Annotated in this window: 20 protein-coding genes; 18 read left to right on the top strand and 2 right to left on the bottom strand. The window is 67.7% G+C overall.

Translation table 11 applies throughout. The features are described 5' to 3' along the window. Positions 1 to 4: 4 nt before the first annotated feature. The gene (locus DMC64_RS17715; RefSeq protein WP_125734423.1) at positions 5 to 790 is read right to left on the bottom strand and encodes an alpha/beta fold hydrolase; all 786 of its coding nucleotides are present in this window, start codon (positions 788 to 790) and stop codon (positions 5 to 7) included. Positions 791 to 849: 59 nt separating this feature from the next. Between DMC64_RS17715 and DMC64_RS17720 the strand changes: the two genes are divergently transcribed. The 18 genes from DMC64_RS17720 (at position 850) to DMC64_RS17805 (ending at position 16,976) form a co-directional block, all read left to right on the top strand. Beyond that, a complete protein-coding gene (locus DMC64_RS17720) occupies positions 850 to 1,197 on the top strand; it encodes a MerR family transcriptional regulator (protein ID WP_037341390.1) in 348 nt (115 codons plus the stop codon). Positions 1,198 to 1,205: 8 nt separating this feature from the next. Further along, complete coding sequence (locus DMC64_RS17725; RefSeq protein WP_037341392.1) at positions 1,206 to 1,754, top strand: HD family hydrolase; 549 nt, start codon at positions 1,206 to 1,208, stop codon at positions 1,752 to 1,754. Between the two features lie 84 nt (positions 1,755 to 1,838). After that, positions 1,839 to 2,705, top strand: coding sequence for a peptide chain release factor N(5)-glutamine methyltransferase (gene prmC, locus DMC64_RS17730; protein ID WP_037341394.1), 867 nt, complete (start codon positions 1,839 to 1,841; stop codon positions 2,703 to 2,705). 190 nt (positions 2,706 to 2,895) lie between these two features. Then, the gene (locus tag DMC64_RS17735; RefSeq protein WP_125734424.1) at positions 2,896 to 4,881 is read left to right on the top strand and encodes a M6 family metalloprotease domain-containing protein; all 1,986 of its coding nucleotides are present in this window, start codon (positions 2,896 to 2,898) and stop codon (positions 4,879 to 4,881) included. A 242-nt stretch (positions 4,882 to 5,123) separates the two neighbouring features. Further along, positions 5,124 to 5,774, top strand: coding sequence for an L-threonylcarbamoyladenylate synthase (locus DMC64_RS17740; RefSeq protein ID WP_037341398.1), 651 nt, complete (start codon positions 5,124 to 5,126; stop codon positions 5,772 to 5,774). 73 nt (positions 5,775 to 5,847) lie between these two features. Beyond that, positions 5,848 to 6,999 carry a glycosyltransferase family 4 protein gene (locus DMC64_RS17745; RefSeq protein WP_038508920.1) on the top strand — a complete coding sequence of 384 codons (1,152 nt, stop codon included), beginning with the start codon at positions 5,848 to 5,850 and terminating at the stop codon, positions 6,997 to 6,999. 56 nt (positions 7,000 to 7,055) lie between these two features. Then, the gene (locus DMC64_RS17750; protein WP_037341402.1) at positions 7,056 to 7,511 is read left to right on the top strand and encodes a hypothetical protein; all 456 of its coding nucleotides are present in this window, start codon (positions 7,056 to 7,058) and stop codon (positions 7,509 to 7,511) included. A gap of 379 nt (positions 7,512 to 7,890) precedes the next feature. Beyond that, positions 7,891 to 8,688 (top strand): F0F1 ATP synthase subunit A, encoded by a 798-nt coding sequence (gene atpB, locus DMC64_RS17755; protein WP_037341405.1) that lies wholly within the window; start codon positions 7,891 to 7,893, stop codon positions 8,686 to 8,688. Positions 8,689 to 8,749: 61 nt separating this feature from the next. After that, the gene (locus DMC64_RS17760; protein WP_037341406.1) at positions 8,750 to 9,001 is read left to right on the top strand and encodes an ATP F0F1 synthase subunit C; all 252 of its coding nucleotides are present in this window, start codon (positions 8,750 to 8,752) and stop codon (positions 8,999 to 9,001) included. 31 nt (positions 9,002 to 9,032) lie between these two features. Next, positions 9,033 to 9,590, top strand: a complete 558-nt coding sequence (locus DMC64_RS17765) for a F0F1 ATP synthase subunit B (RefSeq protein ID WP_016336855.1) — start codon at positions 9,033 to 9,035, stop codon at positions 9,588 to 9,590. Positions 9,591 to 9,596: 6 nt separating this feature from the next. Continuing rightward, positions 9,597 to 10,418: a F0F1 ATP synthase subunit delta gene (locus DMC64_RS17770; RefSeq protein ID WP_125734425.1), complete on the top strand. Its 822-nt coding sequence runs from the start codon at positions 9,597 to 9,599 to the stop codon at positions 10,416 to 10,418. 54 nt (positions 10,419 to 10,472) lie between these two features. Beyond that, positions 10,473 to 12,110 (top strand): F0F1 ATP synthase subunit alpha, encoded by a 1,638-nt coding sequence (atpA, locus tag DMC64_RS17775; RefSeq protein WP_125734426.1) that lies wholly within the window; start codon positions 10,473 to 10,475, stop codon positions 12,108 to 12,110. Positions 12,111 to 12,121: 11 nt separating this feature from the next. Next, positions 12,122 to 13,060: a F0F1 ATP synthase subunit gamma gene (locus DMC64_RS17780; RefSeq protein ID WP_125734427.1), complete on the top strand. Its 939-nt coding sequence runs from the start codon at positions 12,122 to 12,124 to the stop codon at positions 13,058 to 13,060. Next, positions 13,060 to 14,484 (top strand): F0F1 ATP synthase subunit beta, encoded by a 1,425-nt coding sequence (gene atpD / locus DMC64_RS17785; RefSeq protein WP_125673800.1) that lies wholly within the window; start codon positions 13,060 to 13,062, stop codon positions 14,482 to 14,484. Before DMC64_RS17780 ends, atpD begins: the two co-directional genes overlap by 1 nt. 114 nt (positions 14,485 to 14,598) lie before the next feature. Continuing rightward, positions 14,599 to 14,964: a F0F1 ATP synthase subunit epsilon gene (locus DMC64_RS17790; RefSeq protein ID WP_016336851.1), complete on the top strand. Its 366-nt coding sequence runs from the start codon at positions 14,599 to 14,601 to the stop codon at positions 14,962 to 14,964. Positions 14,965 to 14,989: 25 nt separating this feature from the next. Beyond that, the gene (locus tag DMC64_RS17795) at positions 14,990 to 15,424 is read left to right on the top strand and encodes a DUF2550 domain-containing protein (RefSeq protein WP_016336850.1); all 435 of its coding nucleotides are present in this window, start codon (positions 14,990 to 14,992) and stop codon (positions 15,422 to 15,424) included. Between the two features lie 104 nt (positions 15,425 to 15,528). Then, positions 15,529 to 16,764: a 3-phosphoshikimate 1-carboxyvinyltransferase gene (gene aroA, locus DMC64_RS17800; RefSeq protein WP_125734428.1), complete on the top strand. Its 1,236-nt coding sequence runs from the start codon at positions 15,529 to 15,531 to the stop codon at positions 16,762 to 16,764. A gap of 59 nt (positions 16,765 to 16,823) precedes the next feature. After that, positions 16,824 to 16,976, top strand: a complete 153-nt coding sequence (locus DMC64_RS17805) for a hypothetical protein (protein WP_005150324.1) — start codon at positions 16,824 to 16,826, stop codon at positions 16,974 to 16,976. Between the two features lie 32 nt (positions 16,977 to 17,008). On the opposite strand, the gene DMC64_RS17810 is transcribed toward DMC64_RS17805, so the two are convergent. Then, entirely contained in the window at positions 17,009 to 17,581 is a 573-nt protein-coding gene (locus DMC64_RS17810; protein ID WP_038508942.1) for a cob(I)yrinic acid a,c-diamide adenosyltransferase, read from the bottom strand. Positions 17,582 to 17,590 lie beyond the last annotated feature (9 nt).

A 17,590-nucleotide genomic window follows, 5' to 3' on the forward strand; every position in this document is an offset into this window, starting at 1 on the left:
GTGATCAGTTCGTACCCTCTCTAACACTTGCGGAGAGGAACTTCTGGATCACGCCGAGCCATTCGTCGCGGGCCTCGACGCCGATACCGTGCCCGGACTCGATCTCGACCAGTTCGGCGCCGGGGATACCGGCCGCGAGTTCGCGGGAATGGGCGGGCGGGGCGAGTCCGTCGAGTGTCGTGGCGATGACGAGCGTGGGGACCGAGATCCCGGCCAGCTCGGCACGGGTGTCGACGCTCGCGACGAGGCCGACGTGTTCGGGACTCCCTTCCGGGATGAATTCGGCGAGACCTTCGATGGCGGCTTCGAGTTCCGAAGGCGACAGCGCGTTCAGGTGCTTTTCGCCGGTGGCGGCGAAGGTGAGGAACTTCGCCAGCAGCTTCCGGTCACCGCCCAGCAGCTCGCGCCAGATGTCGACGGCCAGCAGGAGGCGGTTGTCCGGTTTCGTGAACCCGGCGGTCAGGATGAGCCCGGTGACCCGATCGGGGTGCCGGGTGGCCGCGCGGACGGCGACTCCGGTGCCGAGCGAGTAGCCGAGGATCGCGAAGCGTTCGAGGCCGGCGTCGACGGCGATGGAGACCAGCTCGTCGGCGACGGAGTCGAGGTCCAGCGGCTCGCTGCTGCGCGGTGTGGCCCCGGAACCGGGGTAGTCGGGGCCGACGACGGTGTGGGTGCGGGCGAGGTCGTCGAGGATGCTCCCGAAGTTTCCCTCGACGCCGCCGCCACCGCCGTGGGCGAGCAGCAGGCCGGGACCGGAACCGCGAACGATGTGCGCGAAATGATTCGTCATGCCGGCGACGTTAGGTACTGACATCGATGTGAAGGTCAAACTCGGATGACGGGGGTCACATGCTGATCGGCGAGCTGTCCCGGCGGACCGGCGTGAGCCAGCGGCTGCTGCGCTACTACGAGGAGCAGGGGCTGCTGGTTTCGCGGCGCGATTCCAACTGCTACCGCACCTTCGACGACGACGCGGTCACCACGGTGCGGCAGATCCGCGCGCTCCTCGCGGCCGGGCTGAGCACGCATGTCATCGCCAAGATGCTCCCGTGCGCCACGGGCGAACCGCTCGAGCTGGACATGTGCCCGACAGTGGTGGCGGAGATCCGGCGCGAACTGGCCGAAATGGACGACCGCATCGACACGCTCCGGCAGCGGCGCGGGACACTGGCCGGATATCTCACCGTCGACGCGTAGGAGAACAGTTGGACGCCCTCGCCAGATTCGGCTTCGAACTGGGTGTGCTCAAGCGGATCCGGCGGGCCGGATGGTGGCAGGCCGGCGTCCGCGATCCCGAATCGGTGGCCGAGCACACCACGCGGGTCGCGCAGCTGGCCGGCCTCCTGGCGGCCGAGGGCGGCGCGGATCCGGCGAGGGCGGCGTATCTCGCGCTGTGGCACGACACGCAGGAGACGCGGACCGGCGACCTCCCGCACACGATCAAGGGTTTCGTCGAGAAGCCGGATCCGCGGGCGATCACCGCCGCGCAGACGTCGGCACTGCCCGGTGCCGCGCGTGACTCGGTGCGTGACGCCGTCGATGAGTACGAGTCCGCCGAAAGCCCCGAAGCGCTCTACGCGCGCGACGCGGACAAGCTCGAAATGTTGCTTCAGGCCGTCGAGTACCGCGACATCGGTGTACGGAACGTGGACGAATGGATCGCTTCGGCGACGAAGAGCCTTCAGACAGACCTCGCGCGGCGGGTGGCCGAAGCGGCGCTGACGTTGTCCTCGCTCTCGTGGCGGGTGCGCTGAAAGGAATCGATACCCTGAGCCCGCGTGTATCGACCCCGGCACGCGTGCCTCGTGTGTCAGGCTTGACTCTGTGAAGGAACACCAGTGAACCGGCAGCCGTTGCGCCTCGCCATCATGGAAGCGACCCGCATCCTCACCGAGGCCGGAGTGGCGTCACCGCGTTCGGACGCGGAACTGATCGCCTCCCACGTCCTCGGTGTCGATCGCGGCCGCCTGCCGATGGTGCCGCTGGTGGACCCCCCGGTCATCGACGCGATCGGCCAGCTCGTGAACCAGCGGGCCAAACGGATCCCGCTGCAGTACCTCACCGGCTGGGCCGCGCTCGGCGACATCACGGTCAACGTCGGCGCCGGGGTGTTCGTCCCGCGCCCGGAGACCGAGCTGCTCCTGGAATGGGGCCTCAAACTGCTGCACGGACGCGAGTACCCGGTGGTGGTCGACCTGTGCACCGGCTCGGGCGCGCTGGCGCTGGCCGTGCAGCACGCGCGGCCGGACGCGGTCGTCTACGCCGTCGACATCGACGCGCAGGCCCTCGCGTGGGCGCGGCACAACGCCGACGTCCACGCCGACGCGGGGGACACGCCCATTCGGCTGTACTCCGGCGACGTGGCGGACAGCACGATGTTCGCCGAACTCGACGGCCTCGTCGACCTGGTCCTGTGCAACCCGCCGTACGTCCCGGAAGGCACGCCGGTGCCGGCGGAGGTCGCCGAGCACGACCCGCCGCGGGCGGTGTTCGCGGAGGAGAGCGGGCTGGCGGTGATCCGGCACGCGATCGCGGCCGCCGCACGCCTGCTGCGGCCCACCGGCGGGATGGCGATCGAGCACGACGACACGCACGGTTCCGCCGTCCCGGCGCTCGTGCGGGCGCGGCGGGTGCTCACGGACGTGCAGGGTCACCTCGACCTCGCCGGACGCCCGCGTTTCGTCACCGCCCTGCGCGTCTCCTGACCCCTCGCGTTTCGTCCTCTGAATGCGGTAGTTCGTGGTGCGAACCACCGCATCCAGAGGACGAAACGCGGGATGGAGCAGGCAGATAGTTAGCGAGACTCACGACTTCCGGCGGTGCCCAGGACAAAGCCCACCTCCTAACGTCGATCACGGCCGCCTCATCGGCGGTCCGACTGGGAGGTGTACCCCGATGCGATCGTCTCTCCGACGAGCCCCACTCAGAACACTCGCCGTCCTCGCCACCGTCGCGCTACTGCCGGGTCTGGTCGCCCAGCCCGCGTCCGCCGCGGCGCCGGTCCGAGGCTGGCCCGCCGCGATCGACGGGTCGACCTGGGAGAACCAGGACCACATGACGTGGGACGACTACCGCAAACCGCCCGGCACCAACTGGGTCGATCCGGCGCTGAAGCCGACCAAGCGGATGTTCAAGGGTGCCGTGGTGCTCGCGGACTACCCGGATCAAGAATTCGCCGTCACGCAGCCCCCGCGTTCGACGGTGTTCGGCAACCCCGGCCCCGCCGCGAGCAACATCCCGCGCGCCGAAGTCGCGAAGTTCTACCAGGACTTCCTCAACAAGCCGCAGGCGCTCAACCAGGGCCACACGATCAACGAGTACTGGATGGAGGACTCCGGCGGCAGGCTGGGCGTCGAACTGACCGCGTTCGGCCCGTACCGCCTGCCCGGCAAGTCCTTCGAATACGGCATGGAGTTCCAGCCCGACGCGTGTCCGCCTGGCGCGAACTGCAAACGTGACCTGCGCGCCGACGCGGGCGCCGCCTGGCGGGCGGACGTGGGCGACGTGTCCAAGCAGTTCGACTTCGTCTTCTATCTTTCCGCCGGCCAGGACGAGAGCTCGACCTGGCAGGAATTCGGCGTGATGAAGTTCGGCGAGAAGGAGAACGTCCCCGACGCGTTCGGCCCCGGCGTCGCCGGGATGCCGAACGCCGCGTCCACCCGCTACGTCCCGTGGACGTCGTGGAAATCCGCGGCGAGCATCTGGCCGAACGCGGTCACCGGCTCCTCGACCCAGGCGGAAAGCTCGGGCCAGGGCGTCTACGCGCACGAGTTCAGCCACATCCTCGGCATCGGCGACAACTACAACAACCCCTTCGGAAACCCGCCGTCCCGTACCTACACCGGACCGTGGGAAATGATGTCGCGCGGCAGCTTCAACGGCCCCGGCGGACCGCACACCCGCTGGCAGATCCCGGCGACGCAGGGCGGCTCGATGGGCTCGCACCACATGCTTCGCACCAAGATGAAGCTCGACATCATCGACCCCGAAGACGTCCTGAAACTCGACCGGAACTCCCTCGCCAAGACGGGCCCGGTTTCGGCCAGGATCACGGCGCGTTCGGTCCTGCCGGGACAGGGCGCCTACAGCGGTATCAACATCGCGCTCACCGGCGGGGACCTTTCGCCGAAATGCGATCGCTCGAAGGATCCGTTCTGCGACGGTGGCGGCTACAACAACTACACCGTCGAGGTCGTCGACCGGATGGGCAGTGATTCCTTCGCCCCCGATTCCGGTGTCCTCATCGCGAAGACGAAGAACCAGGACAACGCGCCGTTCGAATGGATCGTGGACGCGAACCCGGCCGACATCGGCATGACCGACTACAAGAAGCCGGACGGCACCCCGGTGCCGATCCCGATCGGCGACTACCGCCAGCTCAACGACGCCGCGTTCAAGGCGGGCACCGGTTCCGCGAGCAAGTACGAGTACACCGACGAGGCGAACAGGCTGAAGTTCCTCGTCTCCGACGTCGAGCGCGACCGCAAGGGCGTGCTGTCCTACGTCATCACGGTGGCTTCGCTCGACGGCTCCGGCTCGCAGGCCAGGGGCGTTTCGCTGTGGCCGTCGGCCCCGGCGTTCGCCAAGCAGGGGCTCGCGACCTGCTCGTTCCCGGTGTTCAACACGGGCGACGCGAAGGGCGCGGCGGCGCCGTTCAACACCGACACCTACCGCCTGAGCGCGTCCACCAGTGCGAAGGGCTGGGAGGTGCGGCTGCCGAACGAGCTGTCCACCGTCCCGTTCGGTGGCCGGTCTTCGGCGACCGCGCACGCCAAGCGGGCCGCGGGCGGTGACCACGTCGCGCACATCAAGCTGACCGCGACGTCGATCGCGGACCCGGCGAAGACGGCGACGTCGGTCTGTACCGCTTTCGCGTTCTGACGGTCGCTCCGGATGTCATGAAAGGGTCGTTCAGGACGGAAAACGTCCTGAACGACCCTTTCATGACACTGGGCCCGGCTCGGTGCCACGGGTTGCGCACCTGAAGCCGAGTACGTGAAGGCCTCCTTCACTACCTTCAGGGTAGGCAAGGAGGCCTTCACGACCACCCCGGCCGAGAACACCCGGCCGAGACGGGCACCTTTGGCGAGCCCCGCCACACCGCAGCGCTACGCTCACTGGCCATGAGCGCGGTGTACGACTGCAGCAAGCACGAATCCCGGGCCGACGGGCTCGCCGCGGCGGCGAGCGCGGTGCGCTCCAGCCGTCTGGTCGTCCTCCCGACCGACACGGTCTACGGCATCGGCGCGGACGCCTTCGACGGCGGCGCCGTCCAGTCCCTCCTGCGGGCCAAGCACCGCGGCCCGGACATGCCGGTCGGTGTCCTGGTCGGCTCCTGGTCCACTGTGGACGGACTCGTGCTCGGTACGCCGCCGCAGGCCCGCGCGCTCATCGAGGCCTTCTGGCCCGGCGACCTCTCGATCATCCTCCCGCACGCCCCGAGCCTGCAGTGGGATCTCGGCCAGTCACGCGGAACGGTGATGCTCCGGATGCCGCTGCACCCGGTCGCGCTGGAACTGCTGCGCGATGTCGGCCCGATGGCGGTTTCGAGCGCGAACGTGTCCGGCCGCCCGCCCGCGACCACCGCGCAGGAAGCGGTCGACCAGCTCGGTGACAGCGTCGCGGTGTACCTCGACGGCGGCTCGTCCGGCGAGCCCGTTCCGTCCACGATGGTCGATCTCACCGGCGACGACCCGGTCATCCTGCGGGAGGGCGCGGTCAGCCGCGCCGCCGTCGCGGAAGTACTGGGCGTGCCCGCGGAGTCACTGGCCTAGGACCGTCGGCCGCCGTATCCCCCGCACGCGGTAGCGTGTTCGAGTGACTTGGACCTCGGCGGCGTAACGCACCATGCCTCCTACGCAAGGCCTCCCGATCCGGGAGTACATCCTCGTCGCCCTCACCGCGGCGGCCGTGACCTTCCTGCTCACCGGTGTCGTGCGCCGGGTCGCCATCCGGATCGGCGCGATCGCCAACCCGCGGGCCCGCGACGTCCACGTCACCCCGATCCCGCGGATGGGCGGTATCGGCATCTTCCTCGGTGTCGCGGCCGCGATGGGGCTGGCGCATCAGCTGCCCGCGCTGAGCCGCGGTTTCGACTTCTCCTTCGACTCGCTGGGCGTCCTGCTCGCCGCGGGCGTGATCTCCCTGATCGGCGCGCTCGACGACCGGTTCGAGCTGGACGCCTGGACGAAACTGGCGGGCCAGGTCATGTGCGCCGGGATCCTGGTGATCTTCGGCGTGCAGTGGGTGTCGTTCTGGGTGCCGTGGGGCGGGGGCGGCGAGTCCTTCGGCCAGGTGCTGGTGCTGGACAAGAACCAGGGCGCGCTGCTGACCGTCGTCCTGGTGGTCGTCATGGTCAACGCGATGAACTTCGTCGACGGTCTCGACGGGCTCGCCGGCGGACTCGGCTTCATCGCCGCCGCCGCGACCTGTTCCTTCTCGCTCGGCCTGCTCGATTCCTCGGGGGGCGACGTCGGCGCGTACCCGCCCGCCCTCATCGCCGCCACGCTCGCGGGGGCCTGTCTCGGCTTCCTGCCGTACAACTTCCAGCCCGCGAAGATCTTCATGGGCGATTCGGGCTCGATGATGATCGGGCTCATGCTGGCCGGTGCGACGACGTCCGCGTCGGGCCGCGTGCCGTATCCGCAGTTCAGCGGTAAGGACGCGCTCGCGCTGCTCTCGCCGCTCGTGGTGGTCGCGGCGGTGCTGTTCGTGCCGTTGCTCGACCTGATCATGGCGGTCATCCGCCGCACCCGCCGCGGTGAGAGCCCGTTCGCGGCCGACAAGATGCACCTGCACCACCGCCTGCTGGAGATCGGCCACTCCCAGCGTCGTGCGGTGCTGCTCATCTACTTGTGGGCGGGGCTGCTCGCGTTCGGCGCCGTTTCGGTGACGCTTTTCGACAGTGTCGCGGTTTTCTGGATTGTCGGATTCGGCTTCCTGCTGGCGACCCTGGTGTCGATCGTGCCGAGACTGCGGTCGCGGAACAGGACTGCCTGAAGGCCCGCATCGGCGCGGGCCTACACTGGCGGGCTGAGACGACCAGGGAGTTTTCTGTGAGCGAGACCGAGAAGACCGTCGAGGCGGAGGAGAACCCCCACGCCAAGGTGGTTCTGCAGGCGGCCAACGCGATGACGAAGGCATCCTTGATCGCGACACCGCCCGTCGTCCTGGTCTGTGTGGTGCTCTTCACCGTCCTCAATGGACTCCCGGGCCTCGTCGGGGCGGCCATCGGCGGCGTGCTCGCCATTCTGTCTTCCCTTGCGACCATGGGCCTGATGCGCTTCAGCGCGGGCATGGACCCGATGTTCGTGATGGTGATCGCCCTCGGTGGCTACGTGCTCAAGATCCTCGTGCTGTTCGGGGCGCTGACCCTGCTGCGCGGGTGGTCCGACCTGCACCCGATGTCGCTGGGTATCACGATGATCGCGGCCATCCTCGTGTCCGCCGCCGCGGAGTTCATGGCCTTCCGCAAGACCAAGATCCCGACGATCATCCCGGCTTCCCGCTGATTTCGGGACCCAGGTCCTGACCTGGGACGGGACCTAGGTCCTCGGCCGATCAGGGGCAATGTAGTACGCCTGTACGGCCCGTCGGAACCTGCTGATATGGTCCGCGTATGGGCGGCGGCCTCGGCTGCCGGCTCCTGATGACGAACCCCGAACAGCAGTGTGGCGACGGTGTTGAATCGTCCCTCGTTACCCGCTGGTAGGCGTCTGTCTCCCGGGAGCACTGCATCGAGAATCCTCGTGTGCGGAACGTGAAACCATGTTCAGCACATCGTGGGGTGGCCGCCTCCGACGGCCCGATACGTGTCGGGTACGTTAAGTCCAGATCGTGACGATTCCCCCGGCGGAGTGAACGCCGGCCGGGAGAACCGGAAGGAGCCCAGTGGGCGCGCTGGTACTAGCCGAGGGTGCGGAGTTCACGCCGCCTGGCGTCAAAGACTTCAACCTGCCGCCGTTGTTCGGCTCCGGCTATTGGTTGAGCTTCACCAAGCCGATGTTGCTGGTGGTCATCTCCCTGATCATCATCGTCACCTACTTCATGGTGTCGTCGCGCCGGCTCAAGGTTGTCCCCACCAAGGGGCAGTTCATCGCCGAAAGCATTTACAACTTCGGCCGCAACAACATCGCGCGCGAGCAGATCGGCTCGGCCGACTTCAAGCCGTTCATTCCGCTGGTACTGGGACTGTTCAGCTTCGTGCTGGTGAACAACCTGTTCGGGATCATCCCGTTCTTCCAGTTCCCGACGATGGCCCGAGTCGGTTTCCCCGTCGCTCTCGCGTTCCTCGTTGTTTACCCGGTGTACCACTACGTCGGGTTCAAGCGCCACGGCTTCAAGGGTTACCTGAAGAAGGAACTGGCGCCGGCCGGAATTCCCGGATTCGTTCTGCCGCTGTACTCCACCATCGAGTTCGCGCAGAAGTTCTTCATCGCGCCGGCCACGCTGGCGATCCGGGTCTTCGCCGCGATGTTCGCCGGGCACCTCATCATCATGGTCTTCACGCTCGGCGGGAGCTTCCTGCTGACCGAAGGCGAAGGCGCCGTGAAGATCGTGTCGCCGATCGCGTTCCTTTTCGCGATCGCGATGACCTTCCTGGAGGCTTTCATCCAGGTCCTGCAGGCATACATTTTCGCACTGCTGTCCGCAGGGTACATCGGCGCCGCGCTGGCGTCGGAGCACTGAGAAACACCAAAAGCCCCCGATCCGCGTGAGTCGCGCGGACCGAGTTTGAAGGGAAACGCACGTGAGCAACATCGTTCTGGCGCAGGCTGCCGAGGCCGCTGTCGACATCAACCCGGGTCTCGCCGCCATCGGTTACGGTCTCGGTGCCATCGGCCCCGGTATCGGTGTGGGTCTGATCTTCGCCGCCGTCATCAACGGCACCGCCCGCCAGCCGGAGGCGCAGGGCAAGCTGCAGGGCATCGCCTTCTCGACCTTCGTGCTGACCGAGGTGCTGGCGCTGATCGGTATCGTCATCTACTTCCTCGCCTCCTGAGTTAGTTCCGCTCATCGCTTAAGGAGACGTTGTGCTGAAGACCGAATTGGTGTTGGCCGCGGGAGACGCGCCCAACCCGATCGTGCCGCACGTTCCCGAGCTCATCCTCGGGTTCATCGCCTTCCTTCTGCTGCTGTTCGTTCTGAAGAAGTACGTCGTCCCGCGTTTCGAGGCGACTTACGAAGAGCGGACCAAGCTGATCGAGGGTGGCATCGAGCGGGCCGAAAAGGCTCAGGCCGAAGCCGAAGAAAACCTTGCGCAGTACAAGGCGCAGCTGGCGGAAGCCCGTTCCGAGGCCGCGAAGATCCGCGACGACGCCCGGCTCGAAGCCGAGCAGATCAAGGCGGAGCTGCGGGCCGAGGCCGAAGCCGAGTCCCAGCGCATCGTCGCCCAGGGTCAGGCTCAGCTGCAGGCCCAGAAGGCGCAGATCATCGCCGAACTGCGCGCCGAACTCGGCCGTAACTCCGTCGAGCTGGCCAGCCGCATCGTCGGCGAGTCGCTCGCGGACGACGCGCGCCGCCACGGCACCGTGGACCGGTTCCTTGCCGAGCTGGAGACCGCTGGTGCCTCCAACGGAGCGGGGAAGTAGACCAGAATGACGCTGCATGCTGCGAGCCGTGAAGCGCTCGACCTCGCCGAGAAGCGTCTCGGCGAGGTTCTGGCCGAAGCGGGTACGGACCCGGCGACGGTCGGCGACGAGCTGCTTTCGGTCGTCGCCCTGCTGGACCGGGAGATCGGCCTGCGCCGGGCCGTCGCCGACGGTTCGGCCTCGTCCGAAGCCCGGATCGGCCTCGCCCGCGGGATCCTCGCGGGCAAGGTTTCCGAACCGGCCCTGCAGGTGCTCGACTCCGTGGCGGGCAGCCGCTGGTCGAGCCCGCGCGAACTGACCGACGGGCTCGAGGCCCTCGGCCGCTCGGCGCTGCTCACCAGTGCGGAGAAGTCCGGGAACATCGACGCTGTCGAAGACCAGCTGTTCCGGGTCAGCCGTATCGTCGCGGGTGAGCCGGAGCTCGAACGGGCACTGTCCGACCTGACCGCTCCCGCCGAGGCGAAGCGGACCCTGGTCCGCACGCTGTTCGCCGACAAGGTGGACGTGGTCACCGAGACCCTCGTCGAGCAGGTCGTCCTGCGCGCCAAGGGCCGCGGGGTCGGCAACGCCCTCGAGGAGCTGGTCCAGCTGGCCGCGGAACGCCGTGAACGCTCGGTCGCCCGGGTGACCAGCGCGAGCGCGCTTTCCGACGAACAGCAGGCTCGGCTGAGCGAGAAGCTCAACGCCCTTTACGGGCGGCAGCTCGCGCTGCACGTCGAGGTCGACCCGTCACTCGGCGGCGGACTCGTCGTCCGCGTCGGCGACGAGGTCATCGACGGCAGCACCGCGGGGCGGATCGACGCCCTGCGTCGCCGGCTGGCCGGCTGAACCCACAACAACGACTTTGCACACTGGCACGAACGAAGCGAGAGCGGGAACGAAATGGCGGAGCTGACGATCTCCTCGGATGAGATCCGTAGCGCGATCGAGAACTACGTCTCGAGTTACGCCCCGGACGTGAGCCGGGAAGAGGTTGGCGTCGTCGTCGACGCCGGTGACGGTATCGCCCACATCGAGGGTCTTCCCTCGGCGATGGCCAACGAGCTGCTCGAGTTCCCCGGCGGGGTCCTCGGCGTGGCGCTGAACCTGGACGCGCGCTCCATCGGTGCCGCGATCCTCGGTGACTTCGAGACCGTCGTCGAAGGTCAGGAAGTCAAGCGGACCGGTCAGGTCCTCTCGGTTCCGGTCGGCGAGGGCTACCTCGGCCGCGTCGTGAACCCGCTGGGCGCCCCGATCGACGGCCTCGGCGAGATCGAGACCACCGAGCGCCGCCCGCTGGAGGTCAAGGCCGCTTCGGTGGTCGAGCGCCAGCCGGTGGCCGAGCCGCTGCAGACCGGTATCACCGCGATCGACGCGATGACCCCGATCGGCCGTGGCCAGCGCCAGCTGATCATCGGTGACCGCAAGACCGGCAAGACGGCCGTCGCGGTGGACACGATCATCAACCAGAAGGCCAACTGGGAGACCGGCGACCCGAAGAAGCAGGTTCGCTGCATCTACGTCGCGGTCGGCCAGAAGGGCTCCACGATCGCCGCGGTCAAGAAGTCCCTCGAGGACGCCGGCGCGATGGAGTACACCACCATCGTCGCGGCCCCCGCGTCGGACTCCGCCGGCTTCAAGTGGATCGCGCCGTACACCGGCTCGGCCATCGGCCAGCACTGGATGTACGAGGGCAAGCACGTCCTCATCGTGTTCGACGACCTGACCAAGCAGGCCGACGCCTACCGCGCGATCTCGCTGCTGCTGCGTCGCCCGCCGGGCCGTGAAGCCTTCCCCGGCGACGTCTTCTACTTGCACTCCCGCCTCCTCGAGCGTTGCGCGAAGCTCTCGGACGAGCTGGGCGCGGGCTCGCTGACCGGTCTCCCGATCATCGAGACCAAGGCGAACGACGTGTCGGCCTACATCCCGACCAACGTCATCTCGATCACCGACGGTCAATGCTTCTTCCAGTCGGACCTCTTCAACGCCGGTCAGCGCCCGGCCATCGACGTGGGTATCTCGGTTTCCCGCGTGGGTGGTGCCGCGCAGGTCAAGGCGATGAAGGACGTTTCGGGTTCGCTCCGTATCGACCTGTCGCAGTACCGCGAGCTGGAGGCCTTCGCGGCCTTCGCTTCGGACCTCGACGACGCGTCGAAGGCGCAGCTCGAGCGTGGTGCCCGCCTGTACGAGGTGCTCAAGCAGCCGCAGTACTCGCCGATGCCGGTCGAGGAGCAGGTCGTCACCGTGTACCTCGGTACCAACGGCCACTTCGACACGGTCCCGACCGAGGACGTGCGTCGCTTCCGTGACGAGTTCGTCGACTCCGCGCGCCGCAAGCACGGCGAGCTCCTCAAGGACATCCGCGAGTCGGGCAAGTTCTCCAAGGAGACCGCCGAAGGGCTGGTCGACGCGGTGAACGAGTTCAAGAAGGAGTTCACCACCTCCGAGGGCAAGAGCCTGGTCGAGGTCTCCGACGCGATGGACGCCGAGAAGGTCGGGCAGGAGACCGTCAAGGTCAACAAGCCCGCCCCGAAGAAGTGAGCTGATAGCTCATGGCCGCACAACTCCGAGAACTCCGGTCGCGTATCAAGGCGACCAAGTCCATCGGCAAGATCACCAAGGCGATGGAGCTCATCGCCACCGCGCGCATCACCAAGGCGCGGGCGAAGGTCGCGGCTTCCCGGCCGTACTCGGACGAGATCACGAACGTGCTCTCGGCCCTGGCCGGAGCCTCGGCGAACCTCGACCACCCGCTTCTGGTCGAGCGTCCGAACCCGAAGCGCGCGGCGGTCCTCGTGATCACCAGCGACAAGGGCCAGTGCGGTGGGTACAACTCCAACGTGCTGAAGGCGACCGAGGAGCTCCTCACGCTGCTGCGCGAGCAGGGCAAGGAGCCGGTGCTGTACGTGACCGGCAACAAGGGCCTGAGCTTCTACCGCTTCCGTGGCCGCGACGTGGCCGAAAGCTGGACGGGTTTCTCCGACCAGCCGGGTTACGTCAACGCCGCGGAGGCCGGTGAGCTCATCGTCGAGTCGTTCCTGAACGGCGCCGACGACGAGGCAGGCAACGCCGACGGCATCCTCGGTGTCGACGAGATCCACGTCGTCTACACCGAGTTCGTCTCGATGCTCACCCAGCGTCCGGTCGCCAAGCGCGTCGCGCCGCTCGAGGTCGAGTACGTCGAGGGCGAAGAGGAGAAGCCGGACAGCCTGCTCCCGAGCTACGAGTTCGAGCCCAGCGCCGAGAAGCTGCTCGCCGCGTTGCTGCCGAAGTACATCAACACGCGGATCTTCGCGGCGATGCTCGAGTCGGCGGCGTCCGAACTCGCGGCCCGCCGCACCGCGATGAAGGCGGCGTCGGACAACGCGAACGAACTGGTGAACACGCTGACGCGGGAGGCGAACCAGGCCCGCCAGGCGCAGATCACCCAGGAGATCTCCGAAATCGTCGGTGGGGCGAACGCTCTCACCGCAGCAGGAAGTGATGACTGATGACCAGTACTGAAGCCCGTGCCAAGGGGCGCATCGTCTCGGTGACCGGCCCGGTCGTCGACGTCGAATTCCCGCGCGGTTCCGTTCCCGACCAGTTCAACGCGCTCAAGGTCGAAATCGAGTTCGAGCAGCTGCGCAAGACGGTGACGCTCGAGGTCGCCAGCCACCTCGGCGACAACCTCGTCCGCACCATTTCGCTCCAGCCGCAGGACGGCCTCGTCCGTGGCGCCGAGGTCACCGACACCGGCGGCCCCATCACGGTCCCGGTCGGCGACAAGGTCAAGGGCCACGTCTACAACGCGCTCGGCGAGTGCCTGGACGAGCCCGGCTACGGCGACGACCTCGAGCGCTGGGGCATCCACCGCAACCCGCCGTCCTTCGACCAGCTCGAAGGCAAGACGGAGATGCTGGAGACCGGCCTCAAGGTCGTCGACCTGCTGACCCCGTACGTGCAGGGTGGGAAGATCGGCCTGTTCGGCGGTGCCGGCGTCGGCAAGACGGTGCTCATCAAGGAGATGATCACCCGTGTCGCCCGGAACTTCGGTGGTACCTCGGTGTTCGCCGGTGTCGGCGAGCGCACCCGTGAGGGCAACGACCTCTTTCTGGAGATGTCCGAGGACGGCGTCATCAACGACACCGCCCTCGTCTTCGGTCAGATGGACGAGCCGCCGGGCACCCGTATGCGGGTCGCGCTGTCCGCGCTGACCATGGCGGAGTACTTCCGCGATGTGCAGAACCAGGACGTGCTGCTCTTCATCGACAACATCTTCCGGTTCACCCAGGCCGGTTCCGAGGTGTCGACCCTGCTGGGCCGCATGCCTTCGGCCGTGGGTTACCAGCCGACGCTGGCCGACGAGATGGGTCAGCTCCAGGAGCGGATCACCTCGACCCGTGGTCGTTCGATCACCTCGATGCAGGCGATCTACGTCCCCGCGGACGACTACACCGACCCGGCCCCGGCGACGACGTTCGCCCACCTGGACGCCACCACGGAGCTTTCCCGTGGCGTGTTCCAGAAGGGCATCTTCCCGGCGGTGGACCCGCTGGCGTCGACGTCGACCATTCTCGACCCGGCCATCGTCGGTGAGGACCACTACCGCGTGGCCTCCGAGGTCATCCGGATCCTGCAGAAGTACAAGGAGCTGCAGGACATCATCGCGATCCTCGGTATGGACGAGCTGTCGGAAGAGGACAAGCTCACCGTTCAGCGCGCGCGCCGCATCGAGCGGTTCCTGTCGCAGAACATGCTGGTCGCCGAGGCGTTCACCGGTCAGCCGGGTTCGACCGTGCCGCTGTCGGAGACCATCGAGTCGTTCGACCGCATCACCAAGGGCGACTTCGACCACTACCCGGAGCAGGCGTTCCTGGGTATCGGTGGCCTCGAAGACCTCGAGAAGAAGTACAAGGAAATCACCAAGAAGTGATGTTCCGATGAGCGGCGGGATCAGTGTCTACTGTGGACGCTGGTCCCGTCGTTCGCATACCGGAACCTTTGACTATTACACTCGGTGCCAGCACCTGAGGTGAAGGGAAGCTACGTGGCTGAGATTTCTGTCGAGCTGGTAGCCGTCGAGCGCCGTCTCTGGTCCGGTACCGCCACGTTCGTGGTGGCGCAGACCACCGAGGGCGAGATCGGCATCATGGCCGGTCACGAGCCGGTTCTGGGCCAGCTCGTCGAGGGTGGTGTCGTGAAGGTGACGACCACGGACGGCGAGACCGTGACCGCCGCGGTGCACGGCGGGTTCCTGTCGGTCACCGCGACCGGCGTGAGCATCCTCGCCGAGAGCGCGGAGCTTTCGGACGAGATCGACGTCGACGCGGCCAAGAAGGCGCTGACCGGCGAAGACGAGCAAGAGCGGGCTAGGGCGACCGCCCAGCTTCGCGCGGCCGGTCAGTCAGTCTGACCGGGCGAAGGACAGGGGCCGGGCCGTGGAAATCGCCGTGGGTGTTCTCGGGGCCCTGACCGTCCTGGCCGTTCTCGCGGCCTGGTATTCGTTGCGGTGGGTCCGGATGCGCCGCGGTGGCGGCGTGAGCGTCGCGCTGCGGTGGCGTCCGGACGAGGCGCGGTCCAGCTGGCATCTGGGGCTGGGCCGCTACGAGGGCGAGAAGTTCGTCTGGTTCCGCGTCTGGAGCCTGCGGACGGGCCCGGATCGCGTGTTCGAGCGCGAAAGCATGGAGATCGCGGACCGGCGGGACCCCTCCGGCACGGAGGCGTACGCCGTCCCCGAAGGTTCGATCGTCCTGCGGTGCGAGTCCGCCAAACAGGAGGCGATCGAGATCGCGATGGGTCCCGGTGCCCTCACCGGCTTCCTGTCCTGGCTGGAGTCGGCCCCGCCGGGCCGCCGCCTCCCGCGCGCTTCCTGATCACGCGTGTCGTCCGTCTGATCACGCGTGTCCCGCCTTCAATCACGCGTGTCCCGCGTCTGATCACGCGAGTTCGCCGTTCGGGCACGCCGTATGCTCACGCCGTGACCATCGTCGACATCCCCGGTTCGAAGTCGATCACCGCCCGAGGCCTGTTCCTCGCGGCCGCCGCCCACGGGACGACCGTGCTGAGCAGGCCGCTGCGTTCGGACGACTCCGAGGGCTTCGCCGAGGGCCTCCTCAAGCTCGGCTATCAGGTCTCCCGCGCTCCCGGCGAGTGGTCGATCGAGGGCAGGCCCGCGGGTCCCGCCGTCGACAGCGCCGACGTCTTCTGCCGTGACGGCGCCACCACCGCGCGGTTCCTGCCGGCACTGGCCGCCGCCGGTCACGGCACCTTCCGGTTCGACGCCTCCGAGCAGATGCGCGCCCGGCCGCTGGGACCGCTCACCGACGCGTTGCTGGAGCTGGGCGTCGACCTGACCTTCGAAGGCTCGCCGGGACACCATCCGCTGGTCGTGCGGGCCGCCGGGATCAAGGGCGGCGAGCTGACGCTGGACGCGGGGCTGTCGTCGCAGTTCCTGACCGCGTTGCTGCTGGTCGGTCCCTTGACCGCCGAGGGCCTGCGGATCACCGTCACGGACCTCGTTTCGGTGCCCTACGTCGAGATCACCATCGCGATGATGCGGCGCTTCGGCGTCGAGGTCGTCCGCGACGGTGACACGTTCGTCGTGCCGCCCACGCCGTATCAGGGCTGTCGCTACGAAATCGAGCCCGATGCTTCGACGTCCAGCTACTTCTTCGCGGCGGCGGCTTTGACCGGTCGCTCGGTGACCGTGCCGGGGCTCGGCGAGGGCGCTCTGCAAGGGGATCTGGCCTTCGTCGAGGTCCTGCGACAGATGGGTGCGGACGTCGAAGTCGGTCCGGACGCCGTGACCGTGACCGGAACGGGTGGCCTGCGCGGGGTCACGGTGAACATGCGCGACATCTCCGACACCGTGCCGACGCTCGCGGCCATCGCGCCGTTCGCGGACGGGCCGGTGCGGATCGAGGACGTCTACAACACGCGCATCAAGGAATGCGACCGGCTGGCGGCGTGCGAGGAGAACCTGCGCGCGATGGGCATCTCGGTGGAGACGGGGCGGGACTGGATCGAGATCCAGCCCGGCGTGCCGACGGGGGCCTTGGTGAAATGCCGCCGGGACCACCGGATCGCGATGGCGTTCAGCGTCACGGGGCTGCGGACGCCGGGCATCACGCTGGACGACCCCGGTTGCGTGAAGAAGACCTTCCCCGGTTTCCACGACGCTCTCGCTTCGCTCCGGACCTCCTGGGGCATTTAGTCCTCTGAATGCGGCATTTCTACCGGGCCTCGGACGTGATCCACGTCTATTCTCGGTCCATGACTCAGAGCGAGGACACGAACCGCTGGAGCCACCTTCCCGAGTCCGTGTCCCTGGAGGACACGATCACGATGAAGGCGATCGACCCGGGCAAGGACGGCACGCCCGACGTCGACCTCGAGCGCTATTGGGCGGCACAGGAACAGGGCTGAACGTGAGCTGAAGGGCGCGATGAAAGCGTCCTTCAGCTCGCCCCGCCCGGCTGCCACAGGATGTCGCCGTCCGGATTCGCCAGCCGCGACAGAATGAACAGCAGGTCCGAAAGCCGGTTCAGGTACTTGATCGCCAGCTGGTTCGTCGTGGCCTGCTCCGCCTCGAACAGCGCCCAGCCGGACCGCTCGGCCCGCCGTGCGACCGTGCGGGCCTGATGCAGGAAAGCCGCCCCCGGGGTGCCGCCCGGCAGGATGAACGACGTCAGCTTCGGCACGCGCTCGTTGAACTCGTCGCACCAGCCTTCCAGCCGTTCGATGTACCGCTCGGTGATGCGCAGCGGCTCGTACGGCGGGTTCTCCACGATCGGCGCGCACAGATCCGCGCCGACGTCGAAGAGATCGTTCTGCACCGCACGCAGCACCTGCGTGATCTCCTCGGGAAGCGCGCCCATCGCGAGCGCGAGCCCGATGACGGAGTTGGCTTCGTCGACGTCGGCGTACGCGCCAAGGCGGGGCGAGGTCTTCGGCACGCGGGAGCCGTCGCCGAGCGCCGTGGTGCCGTTGTCGCCGACCTTCGTGTACACGCGGTTGATGCGAACGACCATGAAGCCGAC

This window comes from Amycolatopsis sp. WAC 04197 (assembly GCF_003947475.1).
In the GTDB taxonomy this organism is placed as follows: Bacteria; Actinomycetota; Actinomycetes; order Mycobacteriales; family Pseudonocardiaceae; genus Amycolatopsis; species Amycolatopsis japonica.

What these genes read in the sequence shown, in the direction of transcription:
- DMC64_RS17715 (WP_125734423.1), bottom strand. Translation starts at nt 790, where the DNA reads ATGACGAATCATTTCGCGCACATCGTTCGCGGTTCCGGTCCCGGCCTG.
- DMC64_RS17720 (WP_037341390.1), top strand. Translation starts at nt 850, where the DNA reads ATGCTGATCGGCGAGCTGTCCCGGCGGACCGGCGTGAGCCAGCGGCTG.
- DMC64_RS17735 (WP_125734424.1), top strand. Translation starts at nt 2,896, where the DNA reads ATGCGATCGTCTCTCCGACGAGCCCCACTCAGAACACTCGCCGTCCTC.
- DMC64_RS17740 (WP_037341398.1), top strand. Translation starts at nt 5,124, where the DNA reads ATGAGCGCGGTGTACGACTGCAGCAAGCACGAATCCCGGGCCGACGGG.
- DMC64_RS17745 (WP_038508920.1), top strand. Translation starts at nt 5,848, where the DNA reads ATGCCTCCTACGCAAGGCCTCCCGATCCGGGAGTACATCCTCGTCGCC.
- DMC64_RS17770 (WP_125734425.1), top strand. Translation starts at nt 9,597, where the DNA reads ATGACGCTGCATGCTGCGAGCCGTGAAGCGCTCGACCTCGCCGAGAAG.
- atpA (WP_125734426.1), top strand. Translation starts at nt 10,473, where the DNA reads ATGGCGGAGCTGACGATCTCCTCGGATGAGATCCGTAGCGCGATCGAG.
- DMC64_RS17780 (WP_125734427.1), top strand. Translation starts at nt 12,122, where the DNA reads ATGGCCGCACAACTCCGAGAACTCCGGTCGCGTATCAAGGCGACCAAG.
- atpD (WP_125673800.1), top strand. Translation starts at nt 13,060, where the DNA reads ATGACCAGTACTGAAGCCCGTGCCAAGGGGCGCATCGTCTCGGTGACC.
- DMC64_RS17805 (WP_005150324.1), top strand. Translation starts at nt 16,824, where the DNA reads ATGACTCAGAGCGAGGACACGAACCGCTGGAGCCACCTTCCCGAGTCC.
- DMC64_RS17810 (WP_038508942.1), bottom strand. Translation starts at nt 17,581, where the DNA reads ATGGTCGTTCGCATCAACCGCGTGTACACGAAGGTCGGCGACAACGGC.